The sequence below is a fragment of the Citrobacter sp. CK189 genome (assembly GCF_030333505.1).
GTDB lineage: Bacteria > Pseudomonadota > Gammaproteobacteria > Enterobacterales > Enterobacteriaceae > Citrobacter_B > Citrobacter_B koseri.
Window position 1 is genome coordinate 222,313 of the sequence record NZ_JAOWFV010000037.1, and the last position, 20,670, is coordinate 242,982.

The 20,670-nt window shown below is 57.0% G+C and carries 14 protein-coding genes; 5 read left to right on the top strand and 9 right to left on the bottom strand.

Annotated elements, in window-relative coordinates; all coding sequences use genetic code 11:
- Window positions 1-85: 85 nt before the first annotated feature.
- Genes bcsC through bcsR form a run of 6 tightly spaced genes read right to left on the bottom strand, consistent with a single transcriptional unit; the run spans window position 86 to window position 10,688 of the window.
- Entirely contained in the window at window positions 86-3,670 is a 3,585-nt protein-coding gene (gene bcsC / locus OGV83_RS08855) for a cellulose synthase complex outer membrane protein BcsC (RefSeq protein WP_286463445.1), read from the bottom strand.
- A complete protein-coding gene (gene bcsZ / locus OGV83_RS08860; RefSeq protein ID WP_080750344.1) occupies window positions 3,652-4,761 on the bottom strand; it encodes a cellulose synthase complex periplasmic endoglucanase BcsZ in 1,110 nt (369 codons plus the stop codon). Before bcsZ ends, bcsC begins: the two co-directional genes overlap by 19 nt.
- Window positions 4,762-4,764: 3 nt before the next feature.
- Window positions 4,765-7,116 carry a cellulose biosynthesis cyclic di-GMP-binding regulatory protein BcsB gene (gene bcsB / locus OGV83_RS08865; RefSeq protein WP_286463447.1) on the bottom strand — a complete coding sequence of 784 codons (2,352 nt, stop codon included), beginning with the start codon at window positions 7,114-7,116 and terminating at the stop codon, window positions 4,765-4,767.
- Window positions 7,117-7,126: 10 nt separating this feature from the next.
- On the bottom strand, window positions 7,127-9,733 hold the full coding sequence (gene bcsA, locus OGV83_RS08870; RefSeq protein WP_012135661.1) for a UDP-forming cellulose synthase catalytic subunit: 2,607 nt from the start codon (window positions 9,731-9,733) through the stop codon (window positions 7,127-7,129).
- Window positions 9,730-10,482 (bottom strand): cellulose biosynthesis protein BcsQ, encoded by a 753-nt coding sequence (gene bcsQ / locus OGV83_RS08875; RefSeq protein WP_012135662.1) that lies wholly within the window; start codon window positions 10,480-10,482, stop codon window positions 9,730-9,732. The genes bcsA and bcsQ overlap by 4 nt, the downstream gene beginning before the upstream one ends.
- 11 nt (window positions 10,483-10,493) lie before the next feature.
- Window positions 10,494-10,688: a cellulose biosynthesis protein BcsR gene (gene bcsR / locus OGV83_RS08880; protein ID WP_012135663.1), complete on the bottom strand. Its 195-nt coding sequence runs from the start codon at window positions 10,686-10,688 to the stop codon at window positions 10,494-10,496.
- 290 nt (window positions 10,689-10,978) lie between these two features.
- Here bcsR and bcsE point away from each other — a divergent pair, with 290 nt between their 5' ends.
- From bcsE to OGV83_RS08905, 5 genes are all read left to right on the top strand, one after another.
- A complete protein-coding gene (bcsE, locus tag OGV83_RS08885; RefSeq protein WP_071259270.1) occupies window positions 10,979-12,538 on the top strand; it encodes a cellulose biosynthesis c-di-GMP-binding protein BcsE in 1,560 nt (519 codons plus the stop codon).
- Window positions 12,535-12,726 carry a cellulose biosynthesis protein BcsF gene (gene bcsF, locus OGV83_RS08890; RefSeq protein WP_012135666.1) on the top strand — a complete coding sequence of 64 codons (192 nt, stop codon included), beginning with the start codon at window positions 12,535-12,537 and terminating at the stop codon, window positions 12,724-12,726. The genes bcsE and bcsF overlap by 4 nt, the downstream gene beginning before the upstream one ends.
- Window positions 12,723-14,402: a cellulose biosynthesis protein BcsG gene (bcsG, locus tag OGV83_RS08895; protein ID WP_049009740.1), complete on the top strand. Its 1,680-nt coding sequence runs from the start codon at window positions 12,723-12,725 to the stop codon at window positions 14,400-14,402. The genes bcsF and bcsG overlap by 4 nt, the downstream gene beginning before the upstream one ends.
- 282 nt (window positions 14,403-14,684) lie before the next feature.
- A complete protein-coding gene (gene megL, locus OGV83_RS08900) occupies window positions 14,685-15,881 on the top strand; it encodes a methionine gamma-lyase (protein WP_115181000.1) in 1,197 nt (398 codons plus the stop codon).
- A gap of 115 nt (window positions 15,882-15,996) precedes the next feature.
- The gene (locus tag OGV83_RS08905; RefSeq protein WP_110493675.1) at window positions 15,997-17,295 is read left to right on the top strand and encodes an aromatic amino acid transport family protein; all 1,299 of its coding nucleotides are present in this window, start codon (window positions 15,997-15,999) and stop codon (window positions 17,293-17,295) included.
- Between the two features lie 33 nt (window positions 17,296-17,328).
- On the opposite strand, the gene OGV83_RS08910 is transcribed toward OGV83_RS08905, so the two are convergent.
- The 3 genes from OGV83_RS08910 to dppD all read right to left on the bottom strand — a co-directional run bounded on the left by OGV83_RS08910 (window position 17,329) and on the right by dppD (window position 20,670).
- Window positions 17,329-18,531, bottom strand: a complete 1,203-nt coding sequence (locus OGV83_RS08910; RefSeq protein ID WP_058668255.1) for a sigma-54 interaction domain-containing protein — start codon at window positions 18,529-18,531, stop codon at window positions 17,329-17,331.
- A 154-nt stretch (window positions 18,532-18,685) separates the two neighbouring features.
- Window positions 18,686-19,690 carry a dipeptide ABC transporter ATP-binding subunit DppF gene (dppF, locus tag OGV83_RS08915; RefSeq protein WP_049009744.1) on the bottom strand — a complete coding sequence of 335 codons (1,005 nt, stop codon included), beginning with the start codon at window positions 19,688-19,690 and terminating at the stop codon, window positions 18,686-18,688.
- Window positions 19,687-20,670, bottom strand: coding sequence for a dipeptide ABC transporter ATP-binding protein (gene dppD / locus OGV83_RS08920; protein WP_012135675.1), 984 nt, complete (start codon window positions 20,668-20,670; stop codon window positions 19,687-19,689). The genes dppF and dppD overlap by 4 nt, the downstream gene beginning before the upstream one ends.

The following is a 20,670-nucleotide window of genomic DNA, read 5'->3' on the forward strand; positions in this document are numbered from 1 at the left end:
CGGCGTGACCGCCTTATCCGGCCTACGAAAGAGCGAGTTGTAGGCCTGATAAGACGCGAACGCGTCGCCATCAGGCGTTCGGCGCTTACCAGTCCGCGTACGGCACCAGCGGCTGCGGCGGTAAATCCATATCGCCCTGCCATCCCGCAGCGGAATAACGCACATACAGCAGGAAATGGCTCGGCGTATAATCCTTCGCTTCCTGAATATCAATTGCCGTTCCGAGGAACCAGTTAGACGTCACCCGTCGCTCGATCAGCGCCCGCGCCGTATAACCAAAGCCCTGGCTGCTGCCGCCGCCATTCGTCTGCGTGGCCGCCTCTTCGCGGTAATCCGTCGGGATCAAATTCATCAGCGGATAACGCGGCATGGTTTTGGTGCGTGAATGCGACCAGGATACCGAACCGCCCAGCTCCCACGACCAGTTTTCCGTACGCTGCCGCCACATCACCGGCACGGCGAACGACACATACTCCTGCGGACTGTAATAACCGCCATGCCCCAGCGAATACCCGCTCAGGTCTTTGTCGTAGTGCCAGATCATATTGTTCAGGCCGACGGTGACGCGACGGTTATTCTCATTGATGATTTTATAGTAATAGCCCGTCATCCAGCGCACGCGCCAGTTATCCGCGACGTTCTTACCGGTCAGTTGATCGCCGCTCAGCGAAGCCCAGACGCCGTTGGCTTCACCTTTGTCATAGCTCAGGCTCACACCGCCGCCGTCCGCACGCACGCCGCCCCATTTTGTGCCCGTGTTGCTCGGCGCGTCTTTCTGCCCGCCGAAGGCCAGCAGAGAACTGGAGATTGGCCGACGGTGCGCGTTCAGCGTATAGCCCAGCGGCCCGATATCATTGCTGTAGCTCACGCCGCCAACCACATCGACAACGTTAAAGCCCATCGGCGTGGTCCCGATATCCCAGCTCCAGGTCTCGTTTTTCCAGCCGACCGCCACGCTCGTGCCGGTATCAGACTGGCTGCGGTTGCCGCTACAGTCATGCAGCGTACAGGTGCCCCAGTTCTTGTCCCAGGTGCCGTCCGCATGGGTCGAGAAACTGCCGACATCCACGTTCACCAGGTCAGCACGGAAGAACATCCGGCCATCTGACAACGGCGCGTCAACCTGGAACATGGTGGTATGCGCTTTCAGATCGGAGTAGCCGCCGGTGCCGCTCGATCCCCAGTAATCATGCTCCAGCGTGACGTTCAGATCCTGCTGTCGATATAAATCCGCCGCATCGCTGCGCACGCCGCGTTTTAACCAGTCATCTTTCGCGTCATTACGGGTCAGGCGAGTAAAGGTGTCATTATCCTGCGGGCGGGTCGGCGTAATGCCGGAAGCCACCATCGCGTCTTTGTACGTCTCAAGCGCCTGCTGCGGTTCACCGTTTTGCGCCTGAAAGCCCGCCGCGTCGCGCAGCACCATCGCAGTTTCCATAGAAGGCGGCTGTGACTTCGCCTGCGGCACAATCGTGTTGAAGGTCTGCTGCGCCGCGACGGTATCGCCCAGCTGCGCCTGGGCTCGCGCCATACGGCGCTGCATATTGATGGACAGCGGCTCCCCGGTTGCCGGGGCGGGAAGTTTCGCCAGTTCCGCCCGCGCCGCCGCGTTATCGCCCTGCGCAATATAGACTTCCGTCAGGCCAAGTCGGGCATCGACATTACCCGGCTCCCGCGCCAGAACCGCATCATAGGCGGCGCGCGCCGAAGAATAATCGCGCCGCTGCTGCGCCCAGTCGGCAAGGGTTAAATCAATGCGCGTAGAGGCGGGCTGCTGGCGAAGCAGCGTTTCCGCTTCCCACTCTTTGCCGCTATCACGCAGGCGGCTGGCGGTTTCCTGCACCTGATTATTTTGCAGCCTGTCCGCCAGTTCCTGAATGTTACTGTTCCACTGGCTACGCGGCAGATTATTGATATGCGCCATCGCCGCGCGATCCTGATCGTTGCCCGCGAGGTACAGCCCATAGGCATACACCTGATCCGGGTCGTTCGGTTTCTGACGCGCCAGCGCGCGCATTTGCGCATCAGCCTGGCTGCGCTGCCCGGCGTTCCACAGATCGCGGGACAAACGATACGTTACCCAGACGCTGCCGGGGTCCAGCGCCAGCCTGCGACGATGCAGTTCCGCCGCCTGCGCCCAGTTCCCCTGGTTTTCCAGCGCTTCGGCCTGCTGCGCCAGCCGGTCGTTTTCAAGGCTACGCTCAATATCATCAATACTTTGCCGCTGACGACTGGAGAGCGACGCGATAAACGCCGAGGCTTTCTCCGGGGACTGCTGACGATAGATATTCGCCAGGCCGCGCACGGCGTTGCTGTTGCCGCTGTCCATTCGCAGCGTCTGCTGATAGTAGCGCTCGGCGGCGGGATAATCTTTACGCGCCATCGCCACGTCGCCCAGCCCCAGCACGGCATAGCTGTCGGTATTGTCGATGCTCCTGGCCTGCCGGTAGAGGCGTTCCGCCTGGTCCGGGTTATTCGCTTTCAGCGCGGCGTCGCCCTGCTGAATCGCCAGCCAGTAGCGGTTTACCTTCAGCAGGCTTTCCCATTTGCCGCGACTGCTGCTGTTCGGGTCCATCGCCAGCGCTTTCTGGAACTGCGCCACCGCGCGGGCACGATCGCCGCGCTGCGAATAGGCCTGCCCCAGCGCGCCGACGGCTTCGCTGTCGCGGTGATCCGCGCTTACCGCCTGCTGCAATTCCGTTACGGCTTTCCCGCCCTGTCCGGCTTCCACCGCCGCCAGGCCTTGCGCTCTGGCTCTGAACGCCGGGTCGGAAAGCTGTTGCTGCTGTTCACTCAACTTGCTGCGCGCGGCATTGACGCTGTCGCCTTCGCTAAACACCGTCAGGTATTTTTGCAGCGCTTTTACGCTGGCGTCGCTGGCAGGCAGATCTTTAATCTGCTGATACCAGAGAGCGGAAGCCGTCGTGCGCCCGTCGCTGGATTTCGCCATCTGCTCTAATACGGCAAATCCCTCATCGCGTCGCCCGCCGTCAAACAGCAACTGCGCCAGCGTGTTTTGCAGGGCGGTATTGCCCGGCGTACTGGCGTTAATTCTTTTAAGCTGATTAATCGCCTCGTTACGTCTCGCGGGAGATTTTGCCACCGTCGTCCAGTATTCCACCGCCAGATCGCCTTGCGGCGGATGACCTTTAAACAGCGCGTCGTAAGCGGCAATCGCTTCTTCGGTATGACCGGTGGTCGCCTGTAAACGCGCCTCCTGCAAGGACTGGCGTCCTTCCGGCGTGGAAAGCATCATCGTCGTGCGGGAGGACTGATACGCGCTGGAACTCGGCGCTAACTGGGAAAGCCTGTCGAGCTGTTTCTGCGCCCCGTCATTGTCGCCCTGGCGCAGCAGGTAGCGAAACCGGGCGGCGACCACTTCCGGGTTGTTCGGGTCGATCAGTTCCAGGCGATAAAGCGACTGGCGCACCAAATCCTCACGGTGCGAGGCTTCGCCTAACCGAACCTGTTGCAGCAACTGCTGTTGCGCGGAAGGCGCCGCCTCGGCGAACGGCATCCAGGCGATGCCGAGCGTCAGGCCGAGCACTGCCCGATGGCGACGCTTTAGCGTCTTATCCGGCCTACAATCAGCGGCATCCCGTAGGCCGGATAAGGCGTTACCGCCACCCGGCAAAATGAGATCGATGAGACTTAATTTGAACTTGCGCATTCCTGGCCCCAGTCAGGTAGTAATTCACCTTTAGCGGTGAAGCGAAAACGATGCTGATCCCATCCTTGTCCGAAAAGCGTTAGCACATAGCTATAGTAGGCATCGCTACCGGGAAAATTATCCGCCACGCGCTGTCGCTGCACCGCCTGAGCATCGCGGTTTTGCAGGAAAGGCAATAAAGAAGCCGAAAAGCCCACCGGCCCGTCGCCCTGGGCTTTACCACTGGCGACATCCACCTTCTCTGGCGGAACGCCGTTTTTTGTCGTCAGCGTCGCCATCGGTTTCAGGCGCGTCAGCAGCCGCGCTTTTTGCGGATCGCCGTCGTGCATCATCCCCGCCCATAAATAAACGCGGATGGCATCGTAACTGCTGACCAGCGTTTTTTCCGGTTTCAGCTGCCAGCCTTTGTCTTTTTCATAGCGCACCCAGTCCGGCGAAAACCCTTTCGGGGCGGTTTCCATCAGCAAACGCATATTGGTTTCACGCAGCGTGGTCCAGGGCGCGCCAAAGCGGGTAAAATATTGCGCCAGTTGCGGGGGTAAATAGCTCGGGTTAAAGCGCCAGCGCGTCTTTTCCGCAAAACCCACGTTCCCCGGCAGCAGCATTGACCCCAGCCCCGGCACCGTTACCACCTCTTCACGCGCAATGCGTTTTAGCAGCGCGGCGCCAGTGTCGGTATAACGCGACGTTTTCCATAAGCGCCCGGCTTCCAGCAGCGACCAGGCCATCCAGATATCGCCGTCGGAAGCGGAGTTTGCATCCAGCACCTCCCAGGTCGAGGGGTCTTTCTGCCCCCACAGCCAGGCAGGCAGATGCGCCTGTAAGGAACCCTGCGCCAGGTTGTTTTGCGTCCAGTCGAGGATCAGGTCAAATGCCGGACGATCGTTGGCGGCGAGGGCAAAGAACAGCGCATAGCTTTGCCCTTCCGACGTCGTGATTTTGCGCGCGTCGCTGGGGTCAATCACCCGTCCTTCCTGACTGATATAGTCCTTTTTGAACTGTATCCATGCCGGCCACGTACAGGCCGCCTGCACGCTGACGGTCGCCAGCATCAGGGCAGTTAACATCCATCCACGCAGCGCGTTCATCATCGATTACTCGTTATCGGGATCGAGTCGACGACGGCTGATAATGCGCAGCAGACGCCACAGAACCCAGGCCAACAGCACGACGCTAACCGCCGCCAGTATCGCCAGCAGCACCGGATGATTCGATAACGCGTACCAGAGGCGTTCGAACCACGGTAAATGCCCTACGTAGTAAATATCGCCCACCCGCAGGCTGTTGACGCCAGACTCGCGGATCACCGACACGGAGCCAAACATGGCGGCGCGTTTTCCGCTGTCGTTCATCGCTTCGGTCAGCAGTTCATACCCGCGCGGGCTGTCTGCCAGCAGCGCCACCACGCTACGCTGGTCGTTGAACGGTGACTGGAAGCCCACTACCGCCGCCATCGCGCCAGCAGAGGTGATGGTAGATTTCGCATCCGGCGCGCGGTCGGCCTCATCCGGCATGATGCTCGGGAAGGTCGTCTGGCGCATCGGTGTGTTCACCCAGCTTTGCGTCGCCTGTACCAGCAGGTCGATGCGTTTGTCATCTTTCAGTGCGTCGGGGATTGTCCCGATCACCATAATATCCGCGTCTTTACCCTGAATCTGGCGGCTATCGTCGGTGATATTCAGGTTAATCGACGGGAAACCGGTCTGCGCGCCAATCGTCCCGGTCACATCCAGCAGCGTTTCCATCTGCGCTTCGTTCGGGTTTTTCGGCATCACGGCAATGGTTTCTGAAAGGTCAGCCATCCGGCTGAACGGGAAGCCCGCATTGGCGAAGGCACGCAGGTCCGGCATCGCGATAAAGTGATAATATTTCGAGAAATCAATGGTGGAGTCGTCGCCAATCACCACATGGTTTTGTACCGGCTGGAACGTCACGCAATTATCCACCGAGCCGCCCGGCATCGGGTTCATGTACTGGAAGTCAAAGCGCAGCTGGTTCATCGCCCCCAGCTTCAGCGCCGGGATCGACACGTCCGTTTTACCGTCAATCAGCCCCTGCAATACCGGCAAACGCAGCAGCAGGCGATTGCTTTCCTGGGTGCTGTTCAGGCTGAACGCTTGCAGGAACTGATCGTTCAGGCTGATATCCATACGCGAGCTGTCTTTGCTCGGCGGCGTGGTGTAACGGTAGTTGAGGTTCATATCAATACCGTTGCTGCGCAGCAGATAGAGATCCGGCGGCAGATTCAGCGACAGCGAAATCGCCGCAGGTTCCAGCCCGGTGGACTGGAGCTGCTCTTTATAGGTTTTCAGCTCGCCGAACGTCACCGCACGGTCAGTACGTACCCAGTTCGGCGCATCATAAGGTTTACGCGCCAGCAGAGGCTTCACCTCATCCACCACCACGCTGTCGCCACGGAACAGAATATTCCCTTGCGCAATGCCTTTCGCCGCCTGCAACAGATCGTTATCGTCGCGGCCAAAGACCACCAGCAGCTTCACATATGGGTTGTCCGGGTGGCTGATCATCTCAATCACCGGCGCTTTTACCGGCGGATGATCGCGCAGGAAATCAGGGCGCTTGTTGTTCGTGGCAAAGACGATGGCATTACGATCCGGCAGCGTGTTGTACATCACCGGGAAATGCTGGCCGCGCCAGCCTGCGCGCGAACCGAACCATGAAGAGACAATGGATGCCGCCTGCTGCTGCATCAGATCCGGCGAACCGGCAAAGACCACAGGCAGCGTAACCTGGCGGTTGTCCCGCGGATCGAAGAACGGCACCGGGAAGTGCGACAGATCGTTTTTCACCGGCAGGGTCTGGTACGTCAGATCCAGCACGCTACTGCGGCCAACATCCAGCCAGAGCGTACTGCTGGCCGGGTTTTCGCAGACATCACGATAGTGCCCGACGAACTCCAGCCGCACGCGGTTAAAATCGGTGATAAAGAGCGGGTTGATCGGCATCTGGGCCAGCGTCTTTTTGCCCAGTTGCTCTTTCGTGACCGGCAACACGCCCATCAGCTCATCATTGAGGTAGACCTTCAGCTGCGACTGGATCGGCAGCAACGACGGCGACGGGGTGTATTCCAGGTTCAGCATCGCTTTCGACACCACCTCATCGCTGCGCATACCGAACTCAATGCTGCCATTCGGGTTCACGCCACGCAGCACCATACTGCCCGGCGGCGGCGCGATTTGCGCGAAGGTCAGCTTCACATCGCGGGAAGGCCCGTTTTGCGCCACCACGGGCGCATCGGCGCCCGGCACGCCCGGCATTACCTGGCCGACCGGCTGCTCCGGCGTTTCTGGCGCAGGCGCTGTCGGCGCTTGCGCTGGCTCAGCATTGATCAATGGTTGCGTTGCAGGCGTCGCATTCGTCATGAAAGTGGGGAAAGCGCTTATCCCCATAGCCACTGCATAAACCCAGGAAAGTTTTCTTTTCATCGCGTTATCATCATTGTTGAGCCATCACCTGATCCGGCTGCCGCTCCGGGCGACGCGGAATAAACGACACAATCCAGGAAACCAGCGTCGTCAGAGAACGGAAAATTACTTTGACGGAAGACGGAGCAAATTCCGCAAGATGGCGGTAGCCACGGAAGCCCAGCTTCAGAATATCCAGCAGGCTTTCCAGCGGTTTGTCTTCCGGGAAGCTGTCCTGCCAGAGCGCCCACGTATCCGCGCGGGCAAATGTGCACTGCACAAAGTCGATATGTTGTTTCGTGGTCATCGGCAGCAATTGCAGCCCGACCTCATTGCCCAGCACGCGCACGACCTGAGTAGGAAAGACGTACTCTTGCTGGCCGCGTTTAAGCAATAAATTAACCTTTTGCCCTTCCAGCACCTGCGCCTGCCCGTTGATCCGAATCCCCAAGCCGCCGTCGGAGAAGTCATGCACGGTGCATGAGAACAGGTGGCCATCTTCACGGGCAATGGCCGCCGGCATGGAGATTTCAACGCGGTGCGCCCGGCGTACCTGCTTACTTTCCACAGAGACCGCCACCGCGCCACCCAGAATGATCAGGTTATAGAAAACCCACACCAGACTGACGATCACCGTGAGTATTTCGTTGGCGGGGCCGTAGTAGTAACGCCAGACGCCCACCACGACCCCCAGCAGGTTGAGCAGCACCAGAAAGATATAGGGCCGGGAAATCACCCAATCGACATACTCTTCCTCTACCAGCCCGCCTTTCGCGGTAACGTTGAATTTCCCTTTATGCGGGTTGATCAGCGCCACCATCGTCGGCGGCGCGATATACCAGGCCAGCACCGTTTCGTAGATTTCACTCCAGAAGGAGTGGCGATATTTCCCCTGAATCTTCGAGTTGGTGAGGCTGGCGTGAATCATGTGCGGCAACACAAACAGCGCAATCATCAGCGCGGGCGCATAGATGATATAGGCGTGCAGCAGCAGGAAAGCCAGCGGCGCCGTCAGGAAGATGAGCCGTGGAATGCCCGATAAAAAGTGGAACATGGCGTTGACGTAACACAGACGCTGCGCCAGCTTTAAGCCTTTGCCGAACAGCGGGTTATCCAGACGGAAGATTTGCACCATGCCGCGCGCCCAGCGAATACGCTGCCCGATGTGCGCGGACAGGCTTTCCGTCGCCAGACCTGCCGCCTGTGGAATGCGCATATAGGCCGAGGTGTAGCCACGACGGTGCAAGCGCAGCGAGGTATGCGCATCTTCGGTCACGGTCTCAACGGCAATGCCGCCAATCTCATCCAGCGGTTTACGGCGAATCACCGCGCACGATCCGCAGAAGAACGTGGCATCCCACATGTCGTTGCCATCCTGCACCAGCCCATAAAACAGCGTGCCTTCGTTCGGCGTTTTACGGAAACGACCGAGGTTGCGTTCAAACGGGTCCGGCGAGAAAAAGTGGTGCGGCGTCTGCATCATGGCGAGCTTTTTCTCTTTCAGGAACCAGCCCATCGTCATTTGCAGGAACGAGCGTGTCGGGACATGGTCGCAGTCAAAAATCGAGACAAACTCGCCTTTCGCGTATTTCAGCGCGTTATTGATGTTGCCGGCCTTGGCGTGCTCATGCGTGGTACGGGCGATATACTGTACGCCGACGGTCTGGGCAAACTGGCGGAACTCTTCGCGCCCACCGTCGTCAAGAATCCAGATGCTCAGCTTGTCTTTCGGCCAGTCGATGCCCAACGAGGCGTAAACGGTGTTTTTCACCACGCTGAGGTCTTCGTTGTAAGTCGGAATAAAAATGTCCACCGTCGGCCACTGCGCCATCTCTTTCGGTAGCGGCACGGGCTGACGGTTAAGCGGCCAGACGACCTGGAAATACCCCAGCACCAGGACAATCCAGGCGTAGGTTTCCGCAAACAGCAAAATCAGCCCACAAACCAGGCTCAGCGGGTCATCCCAGTTTAACGTCGAGGTATAGCGCCACCAGATATAACGGCATGACACCGTCAGCGACAGCACAATCAGCATCAGGGCGGAGAAACGCCCCGGTATCCGCCGCACCAGCAGCGCGACGCCCCACAGCAGTATCAGGAAGATAAACTGCGACAGCGGGTTAAACGGCTGGGTAATACAGATGATCGCCAGAATCAGGGAAAAAGTGACGATGACGCCGAGGATAAAGCGGCGCACCCCGTTGCTAAGATGGCCCAGCTCTTTTTCGCTTTCCAGGTGCGTGGTCTTTTTACTGACGCGGTCGGGCAGCGTGTCCATCCACTGATGATAGCGACCGCGCACGCCCAGCAGGCGGGAGAGCGACCGCCAGCGCGGTTCGACCTTCTTCTCTTTACGCGGCGAGAAGGCCATCAACCAGAGCGTTTGAATGGCATAGCGGGCCGGGTCCAGCGGACGCGGTCGGTTGGCGTTAATGTGCGGATAGAGCGCTTTATGCTGCGCGCGAATGCGCTGCCAGCGCGGATGCTCAAGCGGAATAAAAGTCCACGCCAGAATCACCCACAGGCAGCCCAGCATCGCACTGAACGGCGACGCGCCATGACGGCGATACCCCTGATAGCGCTCGCTCAGGCGTGCGCCGACCGGCGGAATGAGAAGCCACCGGGTCAGGATGTTCATGATGCGCTCCCGGCAGGGGCGCGATTGCCCGCATAGTGCAGCAAACACCAGTTCGCCAGCGTCAGCACCTCTTCTGCCGCCAGCGAATCGCCACGGTACTCGCCCAGCGGCTGTTTCGAAGCCATACACTCCGCCATCGCTTCATCGCGATGGATCACCATCGGCAGCAAACGACGCTGGCTTTGCAGCCAGACCTGGTACAGATCGTCCTGCAACTGGCTGGCAATGCGTAAATCGTTAATCAGAATATGCGCGCCCGTGGGCAGCGCCTGTTGATGCAGCCGGATATGGCAATTGGTGTCCGCTTTTACCACCGCCAGCGTATGATCGCAGAGACTGACCAACTGTTGCGTCAGCGGTGAGACGCCGTGGGGAAGATCCAGCAAAATCCACGAATAGCGTCGGCTCTCTTTCAGTTCGCGCAGGCCAGCGCAAATAGCTCCCAGCTTTTCCGCCCATTCCTGAGGATTCTCCCGCTCTTCCACCGTAAGCTGTCCGAACGGCAGCAGATCGAGCTGGGTGGTATAACGCAGTCCGGCATCGCGCCAGTCTTTACCGTCCAGCAGCGCCCTGGCCCAGCCGTCGCGATGGGCAAAATCGACATTGAATGACATACGCAGCAGGTTATCGGGGCTGGCATCAACGACCAGCACATTTTCCCCGAGTATTTGCAGCGCCCAGGCGAGCGCCGAAGTGATTGATGTGGTGCCTACACCGCCGCGCACGCCCTGCAATCCCAGAATGGACATCCCTGACTCCCTTATGATGGTTGTTGCGCAAATTCAGCCAATAAAGGCCAACGTTTAATCGCCGCAGCCAGCTGTTCGCGTTGGGAAATATCGGTATAGTCTATTTCGGGCAAGGAGAAAGCCTGACTTAACGCCAGAAAATCATTTTGAAAGGTATAGCCCAATGCTGAATCAAACTGAGAGTCAGGTTCGTTGTTGTTATACATTCTGTATTGTGTCCCTTTTGAATATACTCACCATGCTTCAGACAATTTTTCTGGCAGCATCCCCCCCTCTTCACTGTTAATCTTCAATGCAGGGGATCGTTCATTTCTCGCCTTTCCGTTACGCAAACTGTAAGAGTAAAGAAAACACCATGACCGAGGTCGCAAGGCTTCCTGCCCGCCGAATTGATTCATATGCTAAATCTGATGTGTTTTAATTTCAATGTTAGGTTTATTTCTGAGCTTTCGCTAGTAAACTGATAAACAGATAAAATAGCGACAAGAGGGACGCTGTGGACCCCGTATTTTCTATCGGCATCTCATCATTATGGGATGAACTACGCCACATGCCTGCCGGCGGTGTCTGGTGGGTTGACGCTGATCGCAATGAAGATGCCATCAGCCTGGTGAATCAAACGATTGCCTCGCAGGCAGGGAACGCGAAAGTCGCGGTCATTTGTATGGGCAGCGATCCGGGTGAATTAATCAAATTAGATGAATCTCACGGCCCGGAAAAAATCCAGTTATTTTCAATGCCGGATTCTGAAAAGGGGTTATACTTCTTGCCCCGCGATTTGCTTTGTTCTGTTGATCCTACACATTACTTTTTCATTCTCCTTTGCGCGAATAACGCCTGGCAAAATATATCAGGGGAACGCCTTCATCAGTGGCTGGAAAAAATGAATAAATGGACCCGGTTCCATCACTGTTCGCTTCTGGTTATTAACCCTGGAAATAATAATGACAAACAGTTCTCCCTGTTGATGGGGGAGTATCGTTCGCTTTTCGGCCTTGCCAGCTTACGTTTTCAGGGCGACCAGCATCTGTTCGACATCGCGTTCTGGTGCAGCGAAAAAGGGGTCAGCGCCCGGCAACAACTGACGCTGCGCCATAAAGATGCGCACTGGGAGCTGGCCCACAAGGAAGAGGCAAACATCCAGCCGCGCAGCGACGAAAAACGCATCCTCAGCAATATCACCGTTCTTGAAGGCGCTCCGCCGCTGTCGGAACACTGGGCGCTTTTTGATAATAACCAAACCTTGTTCAACGAGGCGCGAACTGCGCAGGCGGCGACGATCATCTTCTCCCTGACGCAAAATAGCCAAATCGAACCCATGGCGCGAAATATCCATACGCTGCGCCGCCAGCGCGGAAGCGCGCTGAAAATTATCGTCCGCGAAAATCTCGCCAGTTTGCGGGCAACCGACGAGCGACTGCTATTAGGCTGCGGCGCGAATATGGTTATTCCGTGGAATGCGCCGCTTTCCCGCTGCCTGACGCTGATTGAAAGCGTGCAGGGACAGCAATTCAGCCGCTACGTCCCGGAAGAGATCGCCACACTCCTGTCGATGACGCAGCCCATGAAGCTGCGCGGTTTCCAGACATGGGACGTCTTCTGCGAAGCCGTACATAACATGATGAGCAACACGCTGCTGCCCGCTGACGGGAAAGGCGTGATGGTCGCATTGCGCCCGGTGCCGGGTATCCGCATCGAGCAGGCGCTGACGCTCTGCCGCCCAAACCGTACCGGCGATATCATGACTATCGGCGGCAACCGGCTGGTGCTGTTTTTATCATTCTGTCGGGTCAACGATCTGGACACTGCGCTGAACCATATCTTCCCGCTGCCGACCGGCGATATCTTTTCCAACCGCATGGTCTGGTTCGAAGATAACCAAATCAGCGCTGAACTCGTGCAAATGCGCCTGCTGTCGCCTGAACTGTGGGGCACACCGCTGCCGCTGACTCAGGGGCCGAACCCTGTGCTCAATGCCGAGCATGACGGGCGGGTCTGGCGACGTATTCCCGAACCCTTACGACTGCTGGATGACAGCGTGGAGCGCCCACAATGATGAACGTCAACGATATCATCCAGATCATCGTCTTTTGCGCGCTGATCTTTTTTCCTCTGGGCTATCTGGCGCGCCATTCGCTTCGCCGCATCCGTAACACAGCCCGACTGTTATTCGCCAGACCCCGTTATGTAAAACCCGCCGGAACCTTGCGCCGTGCAACAAACGTCAAGGCAGACAAAAAATGACTCAGCATACTCAAACCTCATCCATGCCTTCACCACTCTGGCAATACTGGCGCGGCCTTGCGGGCTGGAATTTCTACTTTCTGGTAAAGTTTGGCCTGCTCTGGGCGGGATATCTCAACTTCCATCCGTTGCAGAACCTGGTCTTCATGGCCTTTTTGTTAATGCCAGTCCCCAAACTCAGCCTGCACCGCCTGCGCCATTGGGTCGCTATCCCAATCGGCTTTGCGCTTTTCTGGCATGACACCTGGCTGCCTGGCCCACAAAGCATTATCAGTCAGGGCTCGCAGGTCGCGGGTTTTAGCGCGGACTATATGCTCGATCTGGTGACTCGCTTTATCAACTGGCAAATGATCGGCGCCGTGTTTGTGCTGCTCGTCGCCTGGCTGTTTTTATCGCAGTGGATTCGGGTCACTCTTTTTGTTGTCGCCATTATGATCTGGCTGAACGTGCTGACGCTGACAGGGCCAGTCTTTACGCTGTGGCCTGGCGGCCAGCCGACCGACACGGTGACGACCACCGGCGGCTCTGCGGCGGCGACGGTCGCAACGGCAGGAGACACCCCGGTGGTCGGCGATATCCCGGCGCAGACCGCACCTCCGACCTCAGCCAATCTGAACGCGTGGCTGAACACCTTCTATAACGCGGAAGAAAAACGAAAAACGCCGTTCCCGACGGCGCTGCCGGCCGATGCGCAGCCGTTTGAACTGCTGGTGATCAACATCTGTTCCCTCTCGTGGTCTGATGTTGAAGCCGCAGGCCTGATGTCACATCCGTTATGGTCGCATTTCGATATTCTGTTTAAGCACTTTAACTCCGCCACCTCCTACAGCGGCCCGGCGGCGATCCGCCTGCTGCGCGCCAGCTGCGGCCAGTCGTCGCACACGAATCTGTATCAACCGGCAGGCAACGACTGCTACCTGTTTGATAACCTGTCGAAGCTGGGCTTCACGCAGCATTTGATGATGGGTCATAACGGCGAATTCGGCGGCTTCCTGAAAGAAGTACGTGAGAATGGCGGTATGCAGACGGAGCTGATGGATCAAAAAGGGCTGCCCGTCACGCTGCTGGGCTTTGACGGTTCTCCGGTTTATGACGACACCGCCGTGCTCAATCGCTGGCTGGAAACCACCGAGAAAGATCAGAACTCGCGTAGCGCAACGTTCTATAACACGCTGCCGCTGCACGACGGGAACCACTTCCCTGGCGTCAGCAAAACGGCGGATTACAAAATTCGCGCGCAAAAGCTGTTCGATGAGCTGGACGCCTTCTTTACCGAACTGGAGAAATCGGGCCGTAAAGTGATGGTGGTGATGGTCCCGGAACACGGCGGCGCGCTCAAAGGCGACAGAATGCAGGTTTCCGGGCTACGCGACATCCCCAGCCCGTCTATCACCAACGTACCGGCAGCGGTGAAATTCTTCGGTATGAAAACGCCTCATCAGGGCGCATCGATTGAGATTGACCAGCCGAGCAGCTACCTGGCGATTTCCGAACTGGTGGTGCGCGCCCTTGATGGCAAACTGTTTGTCGAAGACAACGTCAACTGGGATCAGCTCACCCGTGGGTTGCCGCAGACCGCGCCGGTCGCTGAAAACGCCAACGCGGTGGTTATCCAGTATCAGGGTAAACCGTATGTGCGTCTGAACGGCGGCGACTGGGTGCCTTATCCGCAGTAAACGAAAAAGGCCTGATGGCGCTACGCTTATCAGGCCTACAGGTCAGGCACAATCTCCTGAAATTATGCCGATTTGTAGGCCGGATAAGACGCTTTCGTCGCCATCCGGCAAAACTCGCGCAAGCGCCGCAACACGCTGGAAAGATTCTTGCCAGCTGGCAACTTTTCTGACGACCCGTAAAAAACGAAACCCACTAACTCGTTGATATATAAAAACTCCTTTTCTGGCACAGCGATTGCTATTTGAGTGTGAGCTGTTCTGTTCCGAATCAAAGGAGATATCATGTCTGACTGTCGTACTTACGGATTCAACACCCAGATCGTTCACGCGGGGCAACAACCCGATCCTTCAACTGGCGCGCTCAGTACGCCAATCTTCCAGACGTCGACGTTTGTTTTCGACAGCGCCGAACAGGGGGCCGCCCGCTTTGCGCTCGAAGAGTCCGGGTACATTTACACCCGCCTGGGCAACCCCACGACGGACGCGCTGGAGAAAAAGCTGGCGGTACTGGAAAGAGGCGAAGCGGCGCTGGCGACCGCGTCCGGTATTTCCGCCATCACCACCACGCTGCTGACGCTCTGTGAGCAGGGCGATCACATTGTCTCAGCCAGCGCGATTTATGGCTGCACGCACGCATTTTTGTCGCACAGCATACCGAAGTTCGGTATTGACGTGAGTTTCGTTAATGCCGCCAACCCGGATGAGATCCGCGAAGCCATCCGCCCGGAAACCAAAGTGGTGTACATCGAAACGCCCGCCAACCCAACGCTCTCCCTGGTCGATATCGAAACGGTCGCCGGGATCGCCCATCAGCGGGGCGTGCTGTTGGTTGTGGATAACACCTTTATGTCGCCGTACTGCCAGCAACCCCTGCTCCAGGGAGCCGATATCGTGGTTCACAGCGTCACGAAATACATCAACGGACACGGGGATGTTATTGGCGGAGTCATCGTCGGCAAGCAGGAGTTTGTCGATCAGGCGCGGTTTATCGGGCTGAAGGATATCACCGGCGGCTGCATGAGCCCCTTTAACGCCTGGCTGACGCTGCGCGGCGTGAAGACGCTGGGGATTCGCATGGAACGCCACTGCGAGAACGCGCTGAAAATCGCCCGTTTCCTGGAAAGCCATCCGAAGATTACCCACGTCTGGTATCCGGGGCTTCCTTCGCACCCGCAGTATGAACTTGGCAGACGCCAGATGAGCCTGCCCGGCGGCATTATCAGCTTCGAAATCGCGGGTGGCCTGGAGGCTGGCAGACGCATGATCAATTCGGTAGAATTGTGCCTCCTCGCGGTCAGTCTCGGTGATACCGAAACCCTCATTCAGCACCCTGCGTCTATGACACATTCGCCTGTTGCGCCAGAGGAACGGCTTAAAGCAGGTATTACCGACGGGCTTATCCGTCTTTCTGTGGGTCTTGAAGATCCAGAAGATATTATTAACGACCTTGAACACGCCATCAGAAAGGCGACATTCTGACCATTACGGTCGGAGCTGGCCTGCGTCGGCTCCGGCTGTTGAGAATCAAGGCACAACGGCCTGGCTATACGCATCATCCTTCCCGGGGTGACGCGTATTTTGGGCAGGGGGCTCTATGCAGGACAACACATTACAATTAAGCAACAGTAAAGCGACCACCGCAGCGTTCTCAGGAAAACTACCGTTTACGAAATACGATTTTGGCTGGGTGCTGTTATGTATCGGCATGGCCATTGGCGCCGGAACGGTGCTAATGCCGGTACAGATTGGGCTAAAAGGAATTTGGGTCTTTATCACCGCGTTTATTATCGCCTACCCCGCAACCTATATCGTGCAGGATATTTACTTAAAGACGTTATCAGAAAGTGAAACCTGTAATGACTACACCGATATTATCAGTCATTACCTGGGGAAAAACTGGGGCGTCTTCCTCGGCGTGATCTACTTTTTGATGATTATCCACGGCATTTTTATCTACTCTTTATCCGTGGTTTTCGACAGCGCGTCGTACATTAAAACTTTCGGTCTGACCGATGCCGATCTCTCGCAGTCCATCCTCTATAAAGTGGCGATCTTCGCCGTACTGGTCGCTATCGCCTCCGGTGGAGAAAAGCTGCTGTTTAAAATCTCCGGCCCTATGGTGGTGGTGAAAGTAGGCATCATCCTGATCTTCGGTTTCGCGATGATTCCGCACTGGAACTTCAGCAATATTACGGCCTTCCCGCAGGCGTCGGTCTTCTTCCGCGATGTGCTGCTCACCGTCCCCTTCTGTTTTTTCTCGGCGGTGTTTATTCAGGTGCTGAACCCGATGAACATTGCCTACCGCAAACGAGAAGCCGACAGGGTGCTGGCGACGCGCATGGCAATTCGTACCCACCGCATCAGCTATATCACGCTGATTGCCGTGATCCTGTTCTTCTCGTTTTCGTTTACCTTCTCCATCAGCCACGAAGAAGCCGTTTCCGCCTTTGAGCAGAATATCTCCGCGCTGGCATTGGCTGCGCAGGTCATTCCCGGACAGATCATTCATTTCACCTCAACGGTACTGAATATCTTTGCGGTTCTCACCGCCTTCTTCGGTATTTACCTGGGCTTTCATGAAGCGATTAAGGGCATCATTCTCAACGTGCTGAGTCGGGTTATCGACGTGGAGAAGATCAATCCGCTGGCGCTGACGCTTGGCATCTGTACCTTTATCGTTATCACGCTGGTCATTTGGGTATCGTTCCGCGTCTCGGTGCTGGTGTTCTTCCAGTTGGGTAGCCCGCTGTACGGCATTGTGTCGTGCATCATCCCTTTTTTCCTGATCTATAAAGTCACGCAACTGGAAAAACTGCGCGGCCTGAAAACCTGGCTGATTCTGCTGTATGGGATTTTGCTGTGCCTGTCGCCGCTCCTGAAGCTGATTGAATAACGCGTTCCGTGCGCCGTCGGTTCCTGGCGGCGCTTAACTCACCCCCTCCAGTTGGTAGCTGCGTATTTTATTCAGCACCGTCGTGTGCGAAACCCCCAACGCTTTCGCGATATGCCGGGAGGAGACATTCTCTTCCACCATCTGCTCAATCAGCTGCCGCTCAGCATGTTGCACCTGCTCTTTGAAGGGGCGGTCGGGATGCCCCGGCAACGCTTGTGACACCGTTGAAAGCCCCAAATCATCGCAGGTGATGACATCACTTTCTGACATCAGCATCAGACGGATAATGGTGTTCTCCAGTTCGCGAACGTTGCCCGGCCAGTGGTGGTGACGCAGTGACTCAAAACAGGCTTTGTCCAGTATCAGCCGCCGTTGAAACTCTTTGGCATATTTCTGTACAAAATGGCGGATCAGTAAAGTGATATCCGAAGGGCGCTCGCGCAACGGCGGAATCGTGAGCGTCAGTACGTTAATGCGATACCAGAGATCGGCGCGCAGCAGGCGCTGTTCGACCATCTCTTCCAGATTCGCGTTGGTGGCGACAATAATACGCGCGTTAACCGGGATCACCTGCGCCCCGCCGACGCGGCGGATGCCGCCGTCCTGAAGCACCCGCAGCAGCTTGGCCTGTAAATTCAGCGGCATTTCGCCAAATTCATCAAGAAACAGCGTTCCCTTATCCGCCATTTCAAACAACCCTTTTTTCCCTCTGCCGTCCGCACCGCTGAACGCCCCTTTTTCATAACCAAAAAGTTCGCTCTCCATCAATGCCTCAGGCAGCGTTGAGCAGTTGACGGGGATAAACGGATAAAAGCGCCGCTGCCCGGAATTATGAATGGCGCGCGCCAGCAACTCTTTACCCGTGCCGGTCTCACCACGGATCAGGACGGTATATTTGCTGTCAGCGATTTTTAGCGCTTTTTCAATCAGCACCTGCATACTCTGGCTGCTACAGATAATGTCGGAGAAATAGCGCGGTCGCGTCAGTTCGGGCGTGGCCAGTTCAGAAAGATTCTCAGAGAGATAAGCGACATTAATAATGTCGGCATGTTGATTGAGGCAGGTCTGGACGCTGGAAATATCCTGCAAATGGCGGCACCAGGATTTAATCAGAATCCGACCCGGCGTGACCTTCATGGAGATAATATTAATATCGCGGCAGGAAAACTCCTTGAGGACATCCTCAACCATAGACAGACGATCGATTGTTTTAATATCCCAGCGTATCGTGACCACGTTGGCTCCAGATATTTCTGTGGCAATCAGAAATCTGCTTACATTCTAGTCGCTATGGGATAATGTTCTGCCGATGGACTCACATTGTGGAGCCAAAAAAGGATTATAAAAAAACCGGAGCACAAGGCTCCGGTTATGAGGCAATAACCAACAGTTATTGCTGTGGGTTCTCATCCTGATCGACGGCGAAACAGGCCACCAGTTGACCGCCGTAATCTTTAAGCTGCGGCTGCAACTGGGTGCAGGGGCCAAAGCGACGACGGCAACGGGCGTTGAAGGCGCAGCCCGGCGGCGGATTCAGCGGGCTTGGCAGCTCGCCGGTCAGCTTGATGCGCTCGCGGCGGTCATCCGGGTTCAAACGCGGCGTCGCGGAGAGTAGCGCCTGCGTATACGGATGGCGCGGGTTGGTAAAGATCTGCTCCTTCGTCCCTTTCTCCACGCAGCGGCCGAGATACATCACCATCACCTCATCGGCAATGTGTTCGACCACCGACAGGTCGTGCGAGATAAAGACGTAAGACAGCCCCAGCTCCTGCTGCAAATCCATCATCAGGTTCAACACCTGCGCGCGCACGGAAACGTCCAGCGCGGAGACCGGTTCATCGGCGATCACCACGTCCGGGTCAAGCATCAGACCGCGGGCGATAGCAATACGTTGACGCTGGCCGCCGGAAAACATGTGCGGGTAGCGATCGTAATGCTCGGTTTTAAGACCGACTTTCGCCATCATCGCCAGCGCTTTTTCACGACGCTGCTCTTTGCTGAGCGAGGTGTTGATCAGCAGCGGCTCTTCCAGAATCTGCCCCACTTTCTTACGCGGGTTCAGCGAACCATACGGGTTCTGGAACACAATCTGGATTTTCTGCCGACGCAGTTTTTGCGCCTGCGGATCGTGCCTGAGCAGATCCTGCCCCTGATAATACAATTCTCCGCCGGTCGGCGTTTCAATCATCGTCAGCAGGCGACCCAGCGTGGATTTCCCGCAGCCGGACTCGCCCACGACCGCCAGCGTTTTGCCGCGCTCAAGGGTGAACGATACGCCATCCAGCGCTTTTACCAGGCGCTCGGGCGCAAACAGCCCCTTCTTCACCGGGTAGTGTTTTTTCAGGTCGATAGCCTGCAACAGCGGCTGTTGCAAGGTGGCCTCGTGCGTACTCATAGTGTGGGCCTCCCGGCATCATCGAGTGGATAGTGGCATTTGGACTGGCGGCCATCGCCGAGCAGATTCAGATCCGGCTCTTCGCTACGGCATTTATCCGTGGCATACGGGCAGCGCGGGTTCAACAGACAGCCGTTCGGGCGGTCATATTTTCCCGGCACCACGCCCGGCAGCGACGCCAGGCGCGCTTTATCCTGCGCGAATTCCGGCAGTGCGCGCAGCAACGCCTGCGTATACGGATGACGCGGCGCGCGGAAGATATCGTGCGCCGCCCCTGTCTCTACCACCTGTCCGGCATACATTACGATGATTTTATGCGCGGCTTCCGCCACCAGCGCCAGATCGTGAGTAATCAGCACCAGCGCCATATTTTCTTTCTGCTGCAATTCCAGCAACAGTTCGATGATTTGCGCCTGGATGGTCACGTCCAGCGCAGTGGTCGGTTCATCGGCAATCAGCAGTTTCGGACGACAGGCAATCGCCATGGCAATCATCACGCGCTGGCTCATCCCACCGGACAACTGGTGCGGATAGACATCCAGACGCGACGCCGGATCGGGAATCCCCACCTGAGTCAGCAGGTCAATCGCCCGCTGCCGACGGGTTTTCCTGTTGCCGCCCTGATGCACCTTAATCGCTTCCATAATCTGGAAACCTACGGTGTAGCACGGGTTCAGGCTGGTCATCGGGTCCTGGAAGATCATCGCCACTTCCGCGCCCACCAGGTTGCGGCGCTCTTTCTCAGAGATGCGCTGCAAGTCCTGGCCGTTGAATTCCAGTTTTTCCGCCATCACGCGGCCCGGGAAGTCAATCAGCCCCATAATCGCCAGCGAGCTAACCGATTTACCGGAGCCGGACTCGCCGACAATACCAACGACTTCGCCCTGATTTACGCTGTAGCTTACGCGGTCTACCGCGCGAAACGGCGTACCTTCGTCACCGAAGTGCACCGATAATTTATCTACGTTTAATAACGCCAT